Below are 15,840 nucleotides of genomic sequence, written 5' to 3'. Positions count from 1 at the left end.
CCGTAAATTAGACCTTTAAGATTACCCAAAATGAAAATAGTAAAAAAAATCCTTTTAATCTTATTAGTCTTATTTGTAATTGCTCAATTTTTTGGTCCAGAAAAAAACCAAGGCGATTTGGCTTCTGTTCAACCATTTTTAGATGAAACTAATCCTCCAGAGACTGTTAAAGCTATTTTAAAAGAGAGTTGTTATGATTGTCATAGTGATGTTACAAGATATCCTTGGTATAACAAAATAACGCCAGTAAATTATTGGTTAGCAGAACATGTGAATGATGGAAAGAAACATTTTAATTTTTCAAATTGGGTTGGGAATTCTACCAAACGAAAGGATAATAAAATGGAGGAGTTAATTGAAATGGTAGAAGAAAAAGAAATGCCTTTAGAATCCTATATTTTAGTGCATCAAGAGGCTAAGCTTTCCGACGACCAGATTAAAGCTATAGTAGATTGGGCAAAACAAGTTAGAATGATCTATAGTTTAGAACCCAAACCTGAATAAACCCATCAACTTTGTGATTATAAGTTTCAAAAATTTCTATGATTAAAAATGTATTAATTATTGGTTTTGTTTGGCCTGAACCTAAAAGTTCGGCTGCCGGAAGCCGAATGATGCAATTAATAGAAATTTTTCAGTCATTTGATTATAAAATCACCTTTGCGAGTGCTTGTGCAAAAAGAGATAATGCCTTTGATCTAAGTCGTCTAAATATTGACCAAGTTGCTATCGAATTGAATAATCCTAGTTTTGATGAATTTGTAAGTCAGTTAAACCCTGATATTGTCGTATTTGACCGTTTTATGGTGGAAGAACAATTTGGATGGAGAGTTACAGAAAAATGTCCAAATGCATTAAAAATTTTAGATACTGAAGATTTACATTGTTTAAGAAAAGGAAGAGGAAATGCTCTTAAAGACGGATCCGTGTTCGATAAGTCCTATTTGTTTAATGATATTTCAAAACGTGAAATTGCTAGTATTTATAGATGTGATTTGAGTCTTATTATTTCAGAAGAAGAAATAGGAATTTTGAGACATCAGTTTAAAGTAAGTGACCACTTATTATACTATTTACCTTTTTTAACAGAACCAGTTTCTCTAGAAATTAAAAAAAGACTACCCAAGATTAAAGAAAGAGAACACTTTGTTTCAATTGGTAATTTTCTTCACGCTCCAAATTATGACGCTATTCTATTTTTAAAAAATACGATATGGCCATTAATTAGAAAAAAACTTCCAAAAATTCAGATACATATTTATGGTGCTTATGTATCTGAAAAGGTGAATCAACTTCATAGCGAAAAAGAAGGTTTTATAATCAAAGGGTATATTGATGATGTTAATCTTGTTATGCAAAAAGCAAAAGTGTGTTTAGTCCCTTTGCGATTCGGGGCAGGATTAAAAGGAAAGCTTATTGATGCCATGATAAATGGCACCCCTTGTGTTATGACTTCCATTGCGGCCGAAGGTATGTTTGGTAGTTTTGAGCCTAATGGGTTTATAGCAGATGATGCTCAGGAATTTGCCAATAAAGCCATTGAGCTTTATACTGATAAAATTTTCTGGAATGGAAAACAAAAAAATGGTTTTATAGTGATGAATGCACGTTTTGATAAACATCTTTTCGTTTCAGATTTTATGTATAAATTAACTTCTATACAAAATGGCCTATATGTTCATAGGTTAGATAATTTTACAGGGCAAATGCTTCAACATCAAACTACGCAGAGCACAAAATATATGAGTAAATGGATAGAGGCTAAGAACTCAAAAACTAATTAAGCTTCAACTTCGCTCTTTTTAATTTTTCTATACGTGTACGTATTGAAAATATTACGTTTTGCAAAGCGATTTAGTTTATCAGATTGACAAAGTTTAATATACAAGGCTCTATTCACACCAAAAAATTCGTAGGTATTACTATCTAAAAAGGTTACTTCTAAAAGCATACCTTTATGTTGCCAATCGATAATTGGGCTATTAATCGTCTCATTAAAAGCGTCTAAATTTGCAGCCTTTGTTTCTGGAGCAATGCTTACTAAAAAATGATACCCATCAATAATTTGTCGGCTTTTAAGTTCTGCTTCAATAGCTAACGCATCACCTTGTTGAAATTTGTCAGGATGCCATTCCTTTACCAAATTTCTGTAGGCCGTTTTTAGTTCTTTCAGATTAATGTCTTTTTCAACATTAAAAAGTTTCTTGTATTCACTGATGCGCTTCATAGGGTCATTTTTTTACAAGGCGCGAATATACTCTTTTTAATGTAATCTGTGAGAACTGTTTTTATAAATAGATTATTTCTTTTTACCACGCGCTTTTTTATAGCTTTGCGCCTTAAAAAAATACAATGATTTCAGTTGAGTCTTTAACAGTAGAATTTGGTGGTAGTTTCTTATTTAGTGATGTGTCTTATACTATAAATGAAAACGATAAAATAGCATTAATGGGTAAAAATGGTGCTGGAAAATCGACTATGATGAAAATTATTGCCGGTAAACAAAAAGCTTCTAGAGGTCATGTTCGTTTTCCTATAGATGCTGTTATCGCGTATTTACCACAACATTTACTAACAGAAGATAGTTGTACCGTTTTTGAAGAAGCCTCTAAAGCCTTTACGCATATTTTTAAAATGCGTGATGAAATGGACCGACTTAATAAGGAACTGGAAACCAGAACCGATTATGAGTCTGACGACTACATGAACATAATTACTAAAGTTTCAGATTTAGGCGAAAAATATTATGCGCTCGAAGATATTAATTACGATGCTGAAGTTGAAAAAGCGTTAATTGGTTTAGGTTTTAAACGCGATGATTTTACGAGATTGACGAGTGAATTTAGCGGTGGTTATAGAATGCGAATCGAACTAGGGAAAATCTTATTACAAAAACCCGATTTAATTTTATTAGATGAGCCGACCAACCACATCGACATAGAATCTGTTATCTGGTTAGAAGATTTTTTAATTAATAAGGCGAATGCTGTTATGGTTATTTCACATGATAAAGCGTTTATTGATAACATTACCAACAGAACCATAGAAGTCACTATGGGACGTATTTATGACTATAAAGCGAATTATTCGCATTACTTACAATTGCGTGAAGACAGGAGAATCCATCAAGTGAAAGCCTATAATGAGCAGCAAAAATACATTACAGATAATATGGCGTTTATTGAACGTTTTAAGGGAACGTATTCTAAAACTAATCAAGTAAATTCCAGAGAACGTATGCTCGAAAAAATACAGATTATTGAAATAGATGAGATTGATACGTCGGCTTTAAAGTTACGCTTTCCTCCAGCACCACGTGCAGGTGATTATCCGGTAACGGTTAAAGATTTATCAAAATCTTACGAAGAACATGTGGTGTTTAAAAATGCTAATATGTCTATTTCTAGAGGAGAAAAAGTATCGTTTGTTGGAAGAAATGGCGAAGGAAAATCAACCATGATAAAAGCGATTATGGGAGAAATCGATTTTGAAGGAAAATGTAGTTTAGGGCATAATGTTAAAGTTGGTTATTTTGCTCAAAATCAAGTATCATTATTAGATGAAAGCTTGACTATTTTTCAAACGGTCGATGAGGTAGCCGAAGGCGACATTCGAACTCAAATAAAATCGATTTTAGGCGGTTTTATGTTTAAAGGTGATGACATCGATAAAAAAGTAAGTATACTGTCTGGTGGAGAAAAAACACGATTAGCGATGGTAAAACTGCTTTTGGAACCTGTTAATTTATTAATTCTTGATGAACCTACAAACCATTTAGATTTAAAGTCGAAAGATGTGTTGAAAGAAGCTCTAAAAGCCTTCGATGGGACTTTGATTTTGGTATCGCATGATCGTGATTTCCTTCAAGGATTATCTCAAAAAGTATTTGAGTTTAAAGACCATCGCGTTATAGAACATTTTGAAACAATTGATGATTTCTTAGTGAGAAACCGTATTGAAAATTTAAAACAGATAGATTTAAAGAAGTAAAATTTATCGATTTTAGTTTAGATAAAAAATCACCTAATTTCGTTTAGCTCACAACACAGATAATTAAAACAATCAATGCAGTAAACTTAAAGTATTCCCAAAAAAATAATATTTCAAAAATATTATTCCTCTATCCGTTTCACACTCACTATTTGATTTATAGGATGAACCGCAGGACCAAATTGGTTAAAAACAGCGACATCGGCTGCATCATGTCCATAGCCAATAGCAACATAGCCTCCTTTTGGTCCTGTTTGAGTAGCATCAAAGGTATACCAGCTTCCACCAACATAAGCTTCAAACCAAGCATGCATATCCATGGGGTTTAAATTGTATAAATACCCAACAACCAAACGTGCTGGAATGCTTAAACTCCTACATAATGCAATGCCCAAGTGGGCTAAATCTCTGCAAACTCCCATTTGTTTATTATTAACCTCTATCGCAGAAATAGGAAAATCGCTACTTCCTGGAATAAAACGTATGGTGTCCCGAAGCCATGTTTCAATAGCAGCGACTTGGTTATAACCTGATAACTGGTTGGTTGTAATACTGTTTGCCATATCATTAAAGCGATCTGATTCACAATATCTACTGGGTAATAAGTAACTTAAAACAGTGTTTGGTAAATGTTGTATTTCTATAAATGGTGCTCCGTGATTTACATTCACATAGTCATCAGTTTTTACGTCGGCTGTAGTATGCAATGAAAAGAGTCCTGGCGGCGCTACAAGCCTTTGGCAAAGGTTTCCATAATCATCTGCATATTCAAAAATAGGAACGTTTGGAATAATTTTATATTCATCGCGCTCTACCCATTGTTGAGCACCACTACGAGGGCGCAACATTAAAATAAATGGGGTTGGTACTTCAATATCAAACGTTAATTCACAACCAACACGTAACAACATAAATTTCAAAAATTTAAGATAAATAAACCTATTCTTTCGTCGGAATTAAAATTAAATGATTAAAAAGAGATAACGATGCTATTTGAAGAATTTAATTTAATATATACGTAATTAAAACAGATAATAGTAATCGAATACCGTTTTATTGAATTTTTAATAATGAAATCGACTTTTAAGATTCATTAATTTAAACGTTGATAGGGCATTCGTAAAATAATGACTCTAATATGAAACATGTGTTTAAATAGATTACTTTTACTAAAATTTCATGCTGTATGAATACACTTTTTTTTATTCTCTGCTTTAGATACTAATGTCCATTGAATCTAAAGTGAGACGTATTGAACATTTGTTTGATCGACTCGATTGTGAGATTTCTCAATTTCAATCTCAAACTAATTTGCATTGTATAGCTGACTGCGGAAGATGTTGTACAAAACCTGATATTGAAGCCTCTCCATTGGAATTTCTGCCTTGGGCTTTTTATCTTTTTTTAAACGGGTTAGGTCAAAAGACACTTATGGAATTAAAAGAGTACTCTAGTTCTACGTGCTATTTATATCAGCCACTTTCTTTATTGGATAGTCATAGTGGAAGTTGTGGTAATTATAAATATCGTGGCCTTATTTGCAGGCTTTTTGGATATGCAGCAAGCAGAGATAAATATGGAAAACTAAGACTCGCCACCTGTAAAATTATTAAAGAAGGACAAAGTGAAGGTTTTAAAAGTGCAGAAGAAGCTATCGATAAAGGTTTATCTGTGCCCATTTTTTCAGATTATTATATGAATCTTAATCAGATTGATTTTCGTCTCGGTAATGCCATTCTGCCAATTAACGAGGCTTTAAAATTAGCAATTGAAGAAGTGTTGCACTATTATAACTATAGGCCATTTCCAAAAGGATTTAAAAATGCCTCATAATGTTTTAACAAGTTCAATAAATTTTTTAACGCCTTTTGTAGCACTTTCAGAAATAATACTTAGGTTTTGCTTGGATTCTACGGCTGGCTTTGGATCGATAAAATAAGTTGGTATATTTTCAGGTGTATAATGAATCAAACTAGCTGCAGGATACACTTGCATCGATGTTCCAATTATTACTAAAATATCGGCAGTCATACAAACATCAATAGCTTTTTCAATCATAGGAACGGCTTCGCCAAACCATACAATATGTGGGCGTAATTGATAGCCTCTTTTGCAGGTGTCTCCCAAAACCAAATCGGTTTTCCAAGGTTTAATATCTACTTCATCAAACGTGCTTCTCACTTTTAACAATTCACCATGTAAATGAATAATGTCGTTGCTTCCAGCACGCTCATGTAAATCATCAACGTTTTGCGTAATGATCGATACTTTAAAATCAGTTTCAAGTTGAGCCAAATCAATATGACCAGAATTGGGTGTAACCTCTAATAATTGTCTTCTCCTTTGATTGTAAAATTCTAAAACTAGCTCAGGGTTTTTATTAAAACCTTCTGGAGTGGCAACTTCACTAACATCATGTCCCTCCCACAAACCATCCGAATCTCTAAATGTTTTAAGACCACTTTCTGCGCTCATTCCTGCGCCTGTAAGTACAACTATATGCTTCATTTAAGGATTTTTATATGACATCTTTCCAAGAAACTATCACTCATAAAAATAATCAATTAAACGAACTTTTGAATTAGTTTTAAATTGTTATTTTTTTTATTTTAGTTTCTAACTAAAAAGAACCAATTCATGATTTTTTTTATAATCTCTTTGCTCATTGTTGCTGCATTCGTTATTATTTATTTTTTGGCACCAAAGAGCTATGAGATCAAAAGAAGTATTATTATTCATAAACCACATACAGGGGTTTTTAAATATTTAAAGTTTATAAAAAATCAAGATCATTGGTCACCTTGGAAGAAAAAAGATTCTGATATGAAGCAAGAATATTTTGGAATAGATGGAGAGGTTGGTTTTATAGCAAGATGGGAGGGGAATAGTGATGTTGGTATTGGTGAACAAGAAATAACTAATATTATTGAAAATAAAAGGATAGAGGTTGCTTTACGATTTTATAAACCTTGGAAATCTATTTCAAATTCCTGCACAATCATTGAAGATTTAGGTAAAATGCAAACAAAAGTGACTTGTGGTTTCTATGGTGAAAATAAATTTCCCGTTAATGTTTTTATGTTATTTTATAATATCGAAAAAGCGGTTGTAGAGGATTTTGAAGAAGGGTTAAACAACTTAAAAATGATATTAGAAAAGGCGTAAAAACCTTTTAAACTTTATTTATAATCTATTTGTTCTTCCTCTGCTTAATAACTTATATTCTTCGTAACATTCACTAATAGCATCTAAAATCTGTAAATCATTTGCTGTTTGGATAAATCCTTTTGAATAGTTGCATTGACTCACAATTTCATCTAAATCTACACGGTCTACTTGTAGTAAAGCAGTTAGCATTTCTCTGTCAAACCTAGAAGCAAGAATGTTTCTAATTTCATCATCTTGTTTCATTTTTTTGAGTTTTCTTAACTCATTAGGTTTTTTTCCAAACATTCTGTTTAAAAAATCTGCCGGGTTAAATATAGCGCCTATTACTTTGGTTATAGCTGATGGAGAACTAGCTTCATAGCCTGTACTTGGTAAACCGGAAATACTGTAACGATAATTGTTGTTTACAGGAACTTGTTTAATATCAACTTCTAAATAGCCAGTAAGCTTTAACTGGTTTATAACCACTTCTTCAAGTGCTAAAGCAAGTTCTGTTAACGCTATTTTAGAGCTGCCAAATTTAATCCAATCATTGGTGACTCTTACTTTAATTGATTTAAATCCTAAATATGAAAAATGTAAGGTATCATTAGGTTTGGCATTGATTTCAAATTCACCATTTGCATTGGTTGATGTTCCTATAACTTGATTTAAGTTAACGATATTAACACTCTCTAGAGGTTTGTCATCAGCACTATTTATAACGACTCCTTTTACGGTTGTGCTTTCCTGGGCAAAACAGTATGCTGTTGTTAAAACACACGTAAATAGGATGAGATACTTTTTCATTAAAATTTTTAATTAGGTATAAAAATAGTAAACAATATACCAAGTTTTATACCATTGCAATATTTTTGACTTAAAATTAACAAACCTCTTTGATATAAGCAAAGAGGTTTAAATTTTATCGCCTTGAACGTCGCGGTCTATCAAAGCTAATTTTTGATGATTTAGAATCTGAGTCACCAGAACGTCTTGGTTTTGATGTTCCTTCAGAGCGTCTTCTGCTACTTCGGTTTTCAGAATCTGTGCCTGAACTTCTTCTATCACTTCTTGGTTTAGAACGTCTGTCACCACTTTTTCTGTCATCATTTCTTCTGCCACCGCGTTTTCCACCACCTCGGTTTTCAGAAACTTCAACATTTACAAAACGGCCTTCATGTTTAAAGTCTGTAAAATAGGCTAAAACTTTTTCTTTTAATTCGTTTTCAGTATTGAAAAAGGAGAAACTTTCTTTAGTTTCAACTTTAAAAACATCATCTCTGCCAAGTTCTAACTGTTCTTTTAAGAAGTCTTTTAACTTCATCCAATCAAAACCATCTTTACTACCTACATTAATAAAATAACGTGTAGAATCAGATTTTCCGCCTCTGTAATCACGTCCACCATCGCTATCTCGGTCACTTGAACTTTCAGAAATATTTAAGTTTTTAGATTTTTGATAGTAATTATAGAAACGAGTAAACTCTACTGAAAAGAATTTTTTAATAAGTTCATCTTTTGAAGCATCTTTAAACATCTCATTAATATTAGTAAGATATTTATCAATTTCATGATTTATCTCAGTATTATGAATTTTATTGGCAAGCGACATTAATTGAACTTCGCAAATTTCCATTCCGTTAGGAATTTCTTTTTTAACGAATTCTTTTTTAATGATGCGCTCGATGCTTTTTATTTTACGTACCTCACTTTTAGAAACAATAACCATTGAGATTCCCGTTTTACCTGCACGTCCCGTTCTTCCAGATCGATGCGTATAAATTTCAGGTTCGTCCGGCAATTGGTAGTTTATAACGTGGGTAATATCGTCAACATCAATTCCACGTGCAGCAACATCAGTTGCTACTAACATTTGAATTTGTTTTTTTCTAAATGAACCCATAACCAAATCGCGTTGGTTCTGACTTAAATCTCCGTGTAATGCACCAGCATTATAACCATCTTCAATAAGTTGTTCGGCTACTTTTTGGGTATCACGTTTTGTTCTACAAAATACTACTGAAAATATATCAGGATTAGCATCGGCTAAACGTTTTAAAGCATTGTATCGGTCTCTTGCGTTTACTAAATAATATTCATGAGACACTTGACTGGTACTTTCATTTTTATTACCTACCGTAATTTCATGCGGATTATCCATGAATTTTTTCGCAATCACCGATACCTCTTTAGGCATCGTGGCACTAAATAACCAGGTACATTTATCTTCGGGCGTATTTGATAGAATATCGGTAATATCTTCATAAAACCCCATATTTAGCATTTCGTCAGCTTCATCTAAAACGGCATATTCAATTTTAGAAATATCAACTAAACGTCTGCTAATCATATCTTTTATACGACCGGGTGTTGCCACAATAATCTGAGCCCCTTTTTTAATATCTCTAGCCTGATCTGTAATGCTTGAACCACCGTAAACAGCAACGACGTTAAGCCCCTTACAATATTTACCATATAGTTTCATTTCGTTGGTAATCTGCAAGCATAGTTCTCGTGTAGGAGATAAAATTAAGCCTTGAGTAGTTCTGCTGTTAATATCAATTTTTTGAAGCATTGGGAAGCCAAAAGCAGCTGTTTTACCTGTTCCTGTTTGTGCTAAGGCTACCAAATCGGTTTCATTATTTAATAAAATAGGGATGGCTTTGTCCTGTACTTCACTTGGTGTAGTAAAGCCTAAATCTGTAATGGCTTGTAATAAGTCTTCATTAAGACCTAAATCTTGGAATGTGTTCATTCTTTCTATAAGTATTCGATTATGTTACGTAGTGTTACATAAGAAGGGAATCGACATACTTAAACCTAAACTTCTTGCAACACATCCTCACTCTGAGGAATTTAAATCCGTTATCGGATTTCAAGCGGCAAAGATAGTCTTTTATTTGTCATTCAAACTATATTATATTTTCCTTGCGAATAAGTGATAATATATTTTTTAAAATAGGGTTTCTATTATCTTTATTCCAAATGGCCGACAGGGTAGTTCTTTGTTTAATTTTATGGAGTTCAATAAATTTTGTTTTTGAATTATTTTCGTTTATTAGGGACTGTGGAACAATAGAAACACCAAAATTATTCTCTACTAATTTATAAATAGAACCAGCGTGTATCGTATTGTGTGAGACGATAGGACTAAAACCACTAGCATCAAAAATCTCCATGACTTTTTTATAATAGGATGCGCTGTATTCTGGATCAAATAAGATAAAATGTTCTTCTTTAAATTGTGATAGATTTTTAAAGTTTGAAGCATCAATGGTATGATGTTTTGGCAACACCAAGCAAAAAGGCTCTTTTAAAACAGGATGGCTTTCTAAACCTCTTGGGATTCTTTCAAGTCTTACAAATCCAATATCTATATGTTGAGACAGCAATCCTTCAATTTGTTTACCGTTATCCATTTCTTTTAAACTAAACAAAATATTGGGGTGGTCTTCTGTGAATTTTAATAATAATTCTGGAATAATTTTTTGCATGGCTGAACCCACATAACCAAAGTTAAGTTTACCGTCCTTGCCATCTTCAAGTAATTTAGCATGATGCAATATAGCGTCTAAACTTTTTAAGTTTTTTGATAACTCCTCTTTTAAATATAATCCGGTATGCGTTAATTTAACTTGTCTATTATGTCTATCAAACAACTTAATACCTATATTGTCTTCCATTTCTTTAATTTGTCTACTAAGTCCTGGTTGCGATATAAAAAGTTTTTCGGCAGCTTTTCTAAAGTGCAAAAGCTCTGCAACTGCTAAAAAATATCTGATATGCCTCAATTCTATTTGATAACTCATGGTTATTAATAGTTTTGTAAATTAGTCTTATTAGGTATCAAAAATATCGATAATTTTGTAATATTTAGATTAAATACTAAACTTATTATATAAAAATGTTCGTATACGGAATTGACAAACTGACGGTAGATAAAGTCATGGCTATTGCTAAAGGCACATTAAACGCTTCTTTATCTGATTATGCCATATCAAAAATACATGATTGCAGAAAAAAGGTAGAAGTCATGGCGGCTTCAAGCAAGGCTATATATGGTATTAATACGGGGTTTGGTCCTTTATGTGATGTTAAAATTTCACCAGAACAAACCAGCAAACTCCAAAGAAATTTATTAATTACTCATGCAGTTGGAGTAGGTGGGCCTATTGATAGAGAGTTGTCAAAAATAATGATGATTTGTAAGGTGCACGCCTTAAGTCGGGGATTTTCAGGCATTCGATTAGAGGTTATAGAGCGTATTGTTTATTTTATAGAGCATGATTTGTTGCCCGTTGTCCCAGAGCAAGGATCTGTTGGGGCTTCGGGAGATTTAGCGCCATTGTCGCATCTATTTTTGCCACTAATTGGAGAGGGTGAATTTTGGGTAGATAATGATTTTGTTCCTGCACAAGAAATTTTAAAAAAACATCATTTAAAACCGATAGAGTTACAAGCTAAAGAAGGTTTGGCATTGATAAATGGAACTCAATTTATATTAGCTCATGCCATAACAGGGTTACATAAAATGGCTTATTTGTTAGATTTAGCCGATGTAGCAGGCGCGATGAGTTTAGAAGGGTATCAAGGTAGTGAGTCACCTTTTAAAGAATTATTGCACAGTATTCGTCCGTTTAAAGGGAATTTAGAAGTTGCCGAGCGTATGCGTATGCTGTTTAAAAATTCTAAAAATATTAAGTCTCATGAAAACTGCGCCCGTGTTCAGGATCCGTATTCCATGCGTTGTATTCCGCAGGTGCATGGCGCTTCAAGAAATGCCTATTATCATTTAAATGAATTGACAGAAATTGAATTGAATTCAGTTACCGACAATCCCATAGTGTTAAGTGAAACAGAAGCTATTTCCGGAGGAAATTTTCATGGGCAACCGCTTGCTATGGCTTTAGATTATTGTTCGATTGCAGCTTCAGAATTAGGCAACATTTCTGACAGACGTTGTTATTTACTTATTGAAGGTAAATTTGGATTACCACGTTTATTAACAGCTAGTGGTGGCTTAAATTCCGGATTCATGATTCCGCAATACACAACAGCAGCTTTGGTAACAGAAAATAAATCCTTGTGTTTCCCACCATCAGCAGATAGTATTCCCACCTCTTTAGGACAAGAAGATCATGTGTCTATGGGAAGTATTTCTGGTCGTAAATTCAACCAAATACTTGGAAATCTTCAAAAAATATTAGCGATTGAAATCATGTACGCAGCACAAGCTATGGAGTTTAGAAGGCCAAACACTTTTTCACAAATTATTGAAACAAACTTTAAACTGATTAGAAGCAAGGTAGCCAAATTAGAAGAGGATCGTATTCTTAAAGAAGATATTAATGCGTTAATCTCAATGGTTAAAAATCAAGTTTTTTTAGTAAAATAATTGAATCTCATGATGACATTTAAAGAACATATATTACAAGGAATTCCAACAAAATTACCACTTAAGCGTGTTTTAGAGGCTGGAGTAAACAGAGCGCCAAAGCGAAAAGACATTTTATCAATAGAAGAAAAAGAATTGGCTATTAGAAATGCGTTGCGATATTTTCCTAAAGAATGGCATCAAGAACTTGCTCAAGAATTTTCAGAAGAATTAAAGGCTTTTGGTAGGATTTATATGTACCGTTTCAAGCCTTACTATGATTTGTATGCTAGACCTATTTCAGAATATCCTGCAAAATGTGCTCAAGCTGCAGCTATCATGCTGATGATTCAAAACAACCTGAATCCAGCTGTGGCTCAGCATCCAGAAGAGCTTATAACCTATGGAGGTAATGGCTCTGTTTTTCAAAATTGGGCACAGTATGTATTAACCATGCAGTATTTGGCACATATGACAGAGGAACAAACCTTGCATATGTATTCTGGTCACCCGATGGGCTTATTTCCATCATCTAAAAATGCACCTAGAGTGATTGTAACTAATGGTATGATGGTTCCTAATTATTCAAAACCAGACGACTGGGAAAAATTTAATGCACTTGGAGTCACCCAGTACGGACAAATGACGGCAGGTTCGTTTATGTATATTGGTCCGCAAGGCATTGTTCACGGAACCACAATTACCGTGATGAATGCGTTTCGTAAAATTTTACCAAAAGAAGAAAACTCAAAAGGTAAAATATTTTTAACTTCCGGATTAGGAGGTATGAGTGGCGCACAACCAAAAGCCGGCAATATAGCCGGTTGTATTACTATTTGTGCTGAAGTTAATGTAAAAGCAGCTACAAAACGACACGAACAGGGTTGGGTCGATGTGTTAATTAATTCAATGGATGACTTAATTGTAAGAGTCAAACAAGCTAAAGCATTTGATGAAGTTGTTTCGATAGCCTATATAGGAAATGTGGTGGAAATTTGGGAGCGTTTCGATGAAGAAGATATTTTTATTCATGTGGGTTCCGATCAAACATCCCTGCATATTCCTTGGACAGGAGGTTATTATCCTATTGGGATATCTTATGAAGAATCTAATCGTTTAATTCGTGAAGAGCCAAATTTTTTTAAAGAAAAAGTTCAAGAATCCTTACGAAGACATGCCGCAGCTATTAATAGGCATACTGCTAAGGGAACCTATTTCTTCGATTATGGCAATGCCTTTTTGTTAGAAGCTTCACGTGCTGGGGCCGATGTGATGGCAGATAACAATATCGATTTTAAGTATCCATCTTATGTACAAGATATATTAGGACCTATGTGTTTTGATTATGGTTTCGGACCATTCCGTTGGGTATGCACGTCTGGAAAGGCAGAAGATTTAGATGTCACGGATTCCATTGCAGCGACCGTTTTGCAGGAAATTATGGAACAGTCTCCTGAAGAAATAAAATTGCAAATGCAGGATAATATCACTTGGATAAAAGATGCTAAAAAGAACAACATGGTGGTTGGTTCACAAGCGCGTATTTTGTATGCTGATGCCGAAGGGCGTTCTAAAATAGCCGAAGCGTTTAACAATGCGGTGGCAGAAGGCAAAATCGGTCCCATAGTTTTAGGACGCGATCATCATGATGTAAGCGGTACCGATTCTCCTTACCGAGAAACATCTAATATTTATGATGGCAGCAAATTCACGGCAGACATGGCTATACATAATGTTATAGGCGATAGTTTTAGGGGCGCCACTTGGGTGTCTATTCATAATGGTGGCGGCGTTGGTTGGGGCGAAGTGATTAATGGTGGTTTCGGTATGTTGCTAGATGGCACTATAAAAGCGGAAGAACGATTAAAAAGCATGTTGTTTTTTGATGTGAATAACGGTATAGCTCGCAGAAGTTGGGCTAGAAATGATAAAGCCTTATTCGCTATAAAACGTGAAATGGAACGAACTCCGAATTTAAAAGTAACTTTACCTAATCTTGTTGAAGACGACATTTTAAAGAAATTATTTTGATGGCAACACTATTTAAAAATATAAAGGAGTTAATCCAGGTTAGAACAGAGCCCATTGCTTTTGTGTCTGGAAAAGACATGAATATACTTCCATCTATTAAAAATGCTTTTTTAGTGGTTGATAATGGATTGATTACCGATTTTGGGACAATGGATCATTGTCCGAACCATCGTTTTTCAGAAATTATTGATGCAGGTGGAAGATCGATGTTGCCTACTTGGTGTGATTCGCATACGCATATTGTGTACGCCGGAAACAGAGAAAACGAGTTTGTAGATAAAATAAAAGGATTAACGTATCAAGAAATCGCCAATAAAGGCGGCGGCATTTTAAATTCAGCTAAGAAACTGCAAGAAACTTCCGAAGACGATTTGTATCAACGGAGTAAAGTACGTTTAGAGGAAGTCATCTCGCTAGGAACAGGTGCTATAGAAATTAAATCGGGATACGGATTAACGGTAGAATCCGAATTAAAAATGCTTCGTGTTATTAAGCGTTTAAAAGAGAATTACTCGATTCCAATTAAGGCGACATTTTTAGGTGCGCATGCTGTTCCAAACGAATATAAAAACAACAAGGCAGGTTATTTAGAATTACTGATAAATGACATGATGCCTTTAGTAGCCAAAGACCATTTAGCAGACTATGTAGATGTTTTTTGTGAAACAGGTTATTTTTCAGTTGAAGACACTGCACGTATTTTACAAACAGGAAAAGACTACGGTTTGGTTCCTAAAATACACGTGAATCAATTCACATCTATAGGTGGTGTTCAAGCTGGCGTGAAATATCATGCGCTATCGGTTGACCATCTGGAAGAAATAAGCGAAAGCGACATAGAATCACTTAAAAATACGCAAACTATGCCCGTGGCCTTGCCGGGTTGTTCGTTTTTTTTAGGAATTCCGTATACACCAGCAAGACAACTCATTGATGCAGGTTTACCTTTGGCATTGGCGACTGATTATAATCCAGGATCATCGCCTTCAGGAAATATGAATTTTGTAGTGTCTGCCGCCTGTGTAAAAATGAAAATGACACCAGAAGAAGCTATTAATGCTGCCACAATAAACGGTGCCTACGCGATGGGATTAGAAGACGAAGTAGGTTCCATTACCAAAGGGAAGCAAGCTAATTTAATTCTAACTAAACCTATTAATTCATACGGATTTATTCCTTACGCTTTCGGAAATCATCAAATTGAAACGGTTTTTATTAAAGGAGAAAAAATTTAGAAAATTAATTTTTTGACGTTTTAATACATGAGATTACTTTGTTATCCATATTTTATTAAT

At 34.0% G+C, this 15,840-nt stretch carries 14 protein-coding genes; 8 read left to right on the top strand and 6 right to left on the bottom strand.

Annotated features, from left to right (window positions below; all coding sequences use genetic code 11):
- The first annotated feature begins 30 nt into the window (after positions 1–30).
- Positions 31–504 carry a heme-binding domain-containing protein gene (locus tag AC15TD_RS03430; RefSeq protein ID WP_484450737.1) on the top strand — a complete coding sequence of 158 codons (474 nt, stop codon included), beginning with the start codon at positions 31–33 and terminating at the stop codon, positions 502–504.
- 38 nt (positions 505–542) lie between these two features.
- Positions 543–1,784 carry a glycosyltransferase gene (locus tag AC15TD_RS03425; protein WP_484450736.1) on the top strand — a complete coding sequence of 414 codons (1,242 nt, stop codon included), beginning with the start codon at positions 543–545 and terminating at the stop codon, positions 1,782–1,784.
- On the opposite strand, the gene AC15TD_RS03420 is transcribed toward AC15TD_RS03425, so the two are convergent.
- The gene (locus AC15TD_RS03420; protein ID WP_484450735.1) at positions 1,781–2,227 is read right to left on the bottom strand and encodes a KTSC domain-containing protein; all 447 of its coding nucleotides are present in this window, start codon (positions 2,225–2,227) and stop codon (positions 1,781–1,783) included. The genes AC15TD_RS03425 and AC15TD_RS03420 overlap by 4 nt on opposite strands.
- Positions 2,228–2,352: 125 nt before the next feature.
- Here AC15TD_RS03420 and AC15TD_RS03415 point away from each other — a divergent pair, with 125 nt between their 5' ends.
- A complete protein-coding gene (locus tag AC15TD_RS03415; protein WP_484450734.1) occupies positions 2,353–3,990 on the top strand; it encodes an ABC-F family ATP-binding cassette domain-containing protein in 1,638 nt (545 codons plus the stop codon).
- 122 nt (positions 3,991–4,112) lie between these two features.
- On the opposite strand, the gene AC15TD_RS03410 is transcribed toward AC15TD_RS03415, so the two are convergent.
- Positions 4,113–4,901 (bottom strand): transglutaminase-like domain-containing protein, encoded by a 789-nt coding sequence (locus AC15TD_RS03410; protein ID WP_484450733.1) that lies wholly within the window; start codon positions 4,899–4,901, stop codon positions 4,113–4,115.
- 313 nt (positions 4,902–5,214) lie between these two features.
- On the opposite strand from AC15TD_RS03410, the gene AC15TD_RS03405 reads away from it, so the two are divergent.
- Positions 5,215–5,823: a YkgJ family cysteine cluster protein gene (locus AC15TD_RS03405; RefSeq protein ID WP_484450732.1), complete on the top strand. Its 609-nt coding sequence runs from the start codon at positions 5,215–5,217 to the stop codon at positions 5,821–5,823.
- Here AC15TD_RS03405 and AC15TD_RS03400 read toward each other — a convergent pair.
- Positions 5,818–6,498, bottom strand: a complete 681-nt coding sequence (locus tag AC15TD_RS03400) for an SIR2 family NAD-dependent protein deacylase (protein WP_484450731.1) — start codon at positions 6,496–6,498, stop codon at positions 5,818–5,820. The two genes, AC15TD_RS03405 and AC15TD_RS03400, sit on opposite strands and share 6 nt — an antisense overlap.
- 129 nt (positions 6,499–6,627) lie before the next feature.
- On the opposite strand from AC15TD_RS03400, the gene AC15TD_RS03395 reads away from it, so the two are divergent.
- Entirely contained in the window at positions 6,628–7,155 is a 528-nt protein-coding gene (locus tag AC15TD_RS03395; RefSeq protein WP_484450730.1) for an SRPBCC family protein, read from the top strand.
- An 18-nt stretch (positions 7,156–7,173) separates the two neighbouring features.
- On the opposite strand, the gene AC15TD_RS03390 is transcribed toward AC15TD_RS03395, so the two are convergent.
- The 3 genes from AC15TD_RS03390 to AC15TD_RS03380 all read right to left on the bottom strand — a co-directional run bounded on the left by AC15TD_RS03390 (position 7,174) and on the right by AC15TD_RS03380 (position 10,949).
- Positions 7,174–7,947: a carboxypeptidase-like regulatory domain-containing protein gene (locus tag AC15TD_RS03390; protein WP_484450729.1), complete on the bottom strand. Its 774-nt coding sequence runs from the start codon at positions 7,945–7,947 to the stop codon at positions 7,174–7,176.
- Between the two features lie 115 nt (positions 7,948–8,062).
- Positions 8,063–9,895, bottom strand: a complete 1,833-nt coding sequence (locus AC15TD_RS03385) for a DEAD/DEAH box helicase (protein ID WP_484450728.1) — start codon at positions 9,893–9,895, stop codon at positions 8,063–8,065.
- Positions 9,896–10,052: 157 nt separating this feature from the next.
- On the bottom strand, positions 10,053–10,949 hold the full coding sequence (locus AC15TD_RS03380; RefSeq protein WP_484450727.1) for a LysR family transcriptional regulator: 897 nt from the start codon (positions 10,947–10,949) through the stop codon (positions 10,053–10,055).
- Positions 10,950–11,044: 95 nt separating this feature from the next.
- Here AC15TD_RS03380 and hutH point away from each other — a divergent pair, with 95 nt between their 5' ends.
- From hutH to hutI, 3 genes are read left to right on the top strand one after another with little or no spacing between them, the layout of a single operon-like run.
- Positions 11,045–12,535: a histidine ammonia-lyase gene (gene hutH / locus AC15TD_RS03375; protein WP_484450726.1), complete on the top strand. Its 1,491-nt coding sequence runs from the start codon at positions 11,045–11,047 to the stop codon at positions 12,533–12,535.
- A gap of 12 nt (positions 12,536–12,547) precedes the next feature.
- A complete protein-coding gene (locus AC15TD_RS03370) occupies positions 12,548–14,545 on the top strand; it encodes a urocanate hydratase (protein ID WP_484450778.1) in 1,998 nt (665 codons plus the stop codon).
- Entirely contained in the window at positions 14,545–15,780 is a 1,236-nt protein-coding gene (gene hutI, locus AC15TD_RS03365; protein ID WP_484450725.1) for an imidazolonepropionase, read from the top strand. Before AC15TD_RS03370 ends, hutI begins: the two co-directional genes overlap by 1 nt.
- Positions 15,781–15,840 lie beyond the last annotated feature (60 nt).

Source organism: Yeosuana sp. (assembly GCF_057126245.1).
This window is presented reverse-complemented; position numbering and strand designations above follow the sequence as displayed.

Excerpts from the sequence above, each read along its gene's own strand:
- AC15TD_RS03430 (WP_484450737.1), top strand. The coding sequence starts at position 31 with ATGAAAATAGTAAAAAAAATCCTTTTAATCTTATTAGTCTTATTTGTA.
- AC15TD_RS03425 (WP_484450736.1), top strand. The coding sequence starts at position 543 with ATGATTAAAAATGTATTAATTATTGGTTTTGTTTGGCCTGAACCTAAA.
- AC15TD_RS03420 (WP_484450735.1), bottom strand. The coding sequence starts at position 2,227 with ATGAAGCGCATCAGTGAATACAAGAAACTTTTTAATGTTGAAAAAGAC.
- AC15TD_RS03415 (WP_484450734.1), top strand. The coding sequence starts at position 2,353 with ATGATTTCAGTTGAGTCTTTAACAGTAGAATTTGGTGGTAGTTTCTTA.
- AC15TD_RS03410 (WP_484450733.1), bottom strand. The coding sequence starts at position 4,901 with ATGTTGTTACGTGTTGGTTGTGAATTAACGTTTGATATTGAAGTACCA.
- AC15TD_RS03405 (WP_484450732.1), top strand. The coding sequence starts at position 5,215 with ATGTCCATTGAATCTAAAGTGAGACGTATTGAACATTTGTTTGATCGA.
- AC15TD_RS03400 (WP_484450731.1), bottom strand. The coding sequence starts at position 6,498 with ATGAAGCATATAGTTGTACTTACAGGCGCAGGAATGAGCGCAGAAAGT.
- AC15TD_RS03395 (WP_484450730.1), top strand. The coding sequence starts at position 6,628 with ATGATTTTTTTTATAATCTCTTTGCTCATTGTTGCTGCATTCGTTATT.
- AC15TD_RS03390 (WP_484450729.1), bottom strand. The coding sequence starts at position 7,947 with ATGAAAAAGTATCTCATCCTATTTACGTGTGTTTTAACAACAGCATAC.
- AC15TD_RS03385 (WP_484450728.1), bottom strand. The coding sequence starts at position 9,895 with ATGAACACATTCCAAGATTTAGGTCTTAATGAAGACTTATTACAAGCC.
- AC15TD_RS03380 (WP_484450727.1), bottom strand. The coding sequence starts at position 10,949 with ATGAGTTATCAAATAGAATTGAGGCATATCAGATATTTTTTAGCAGTT.
- hutH (WP_484450726.1), top strand. The coding sequence starts at position 11,045 with ATGTTCGTATACGGAATTGACAAACTGACGGTAGATAAAGTCATGGCT.
- AC15TD_RS03370 (WP_484450778.1), top strand. The coding sequence starts at position 12,548 with ATGACATTTAAAGAACATATATTACAAGGAATTCCAACAAAATTACCA.
- hutI (WP_484450725.1), top strand. The coding sequence starts at position 14,545 with ATGGCAACACTATTTAAAAATATAAAGGAGTTAATCCAGGTTAGAACA.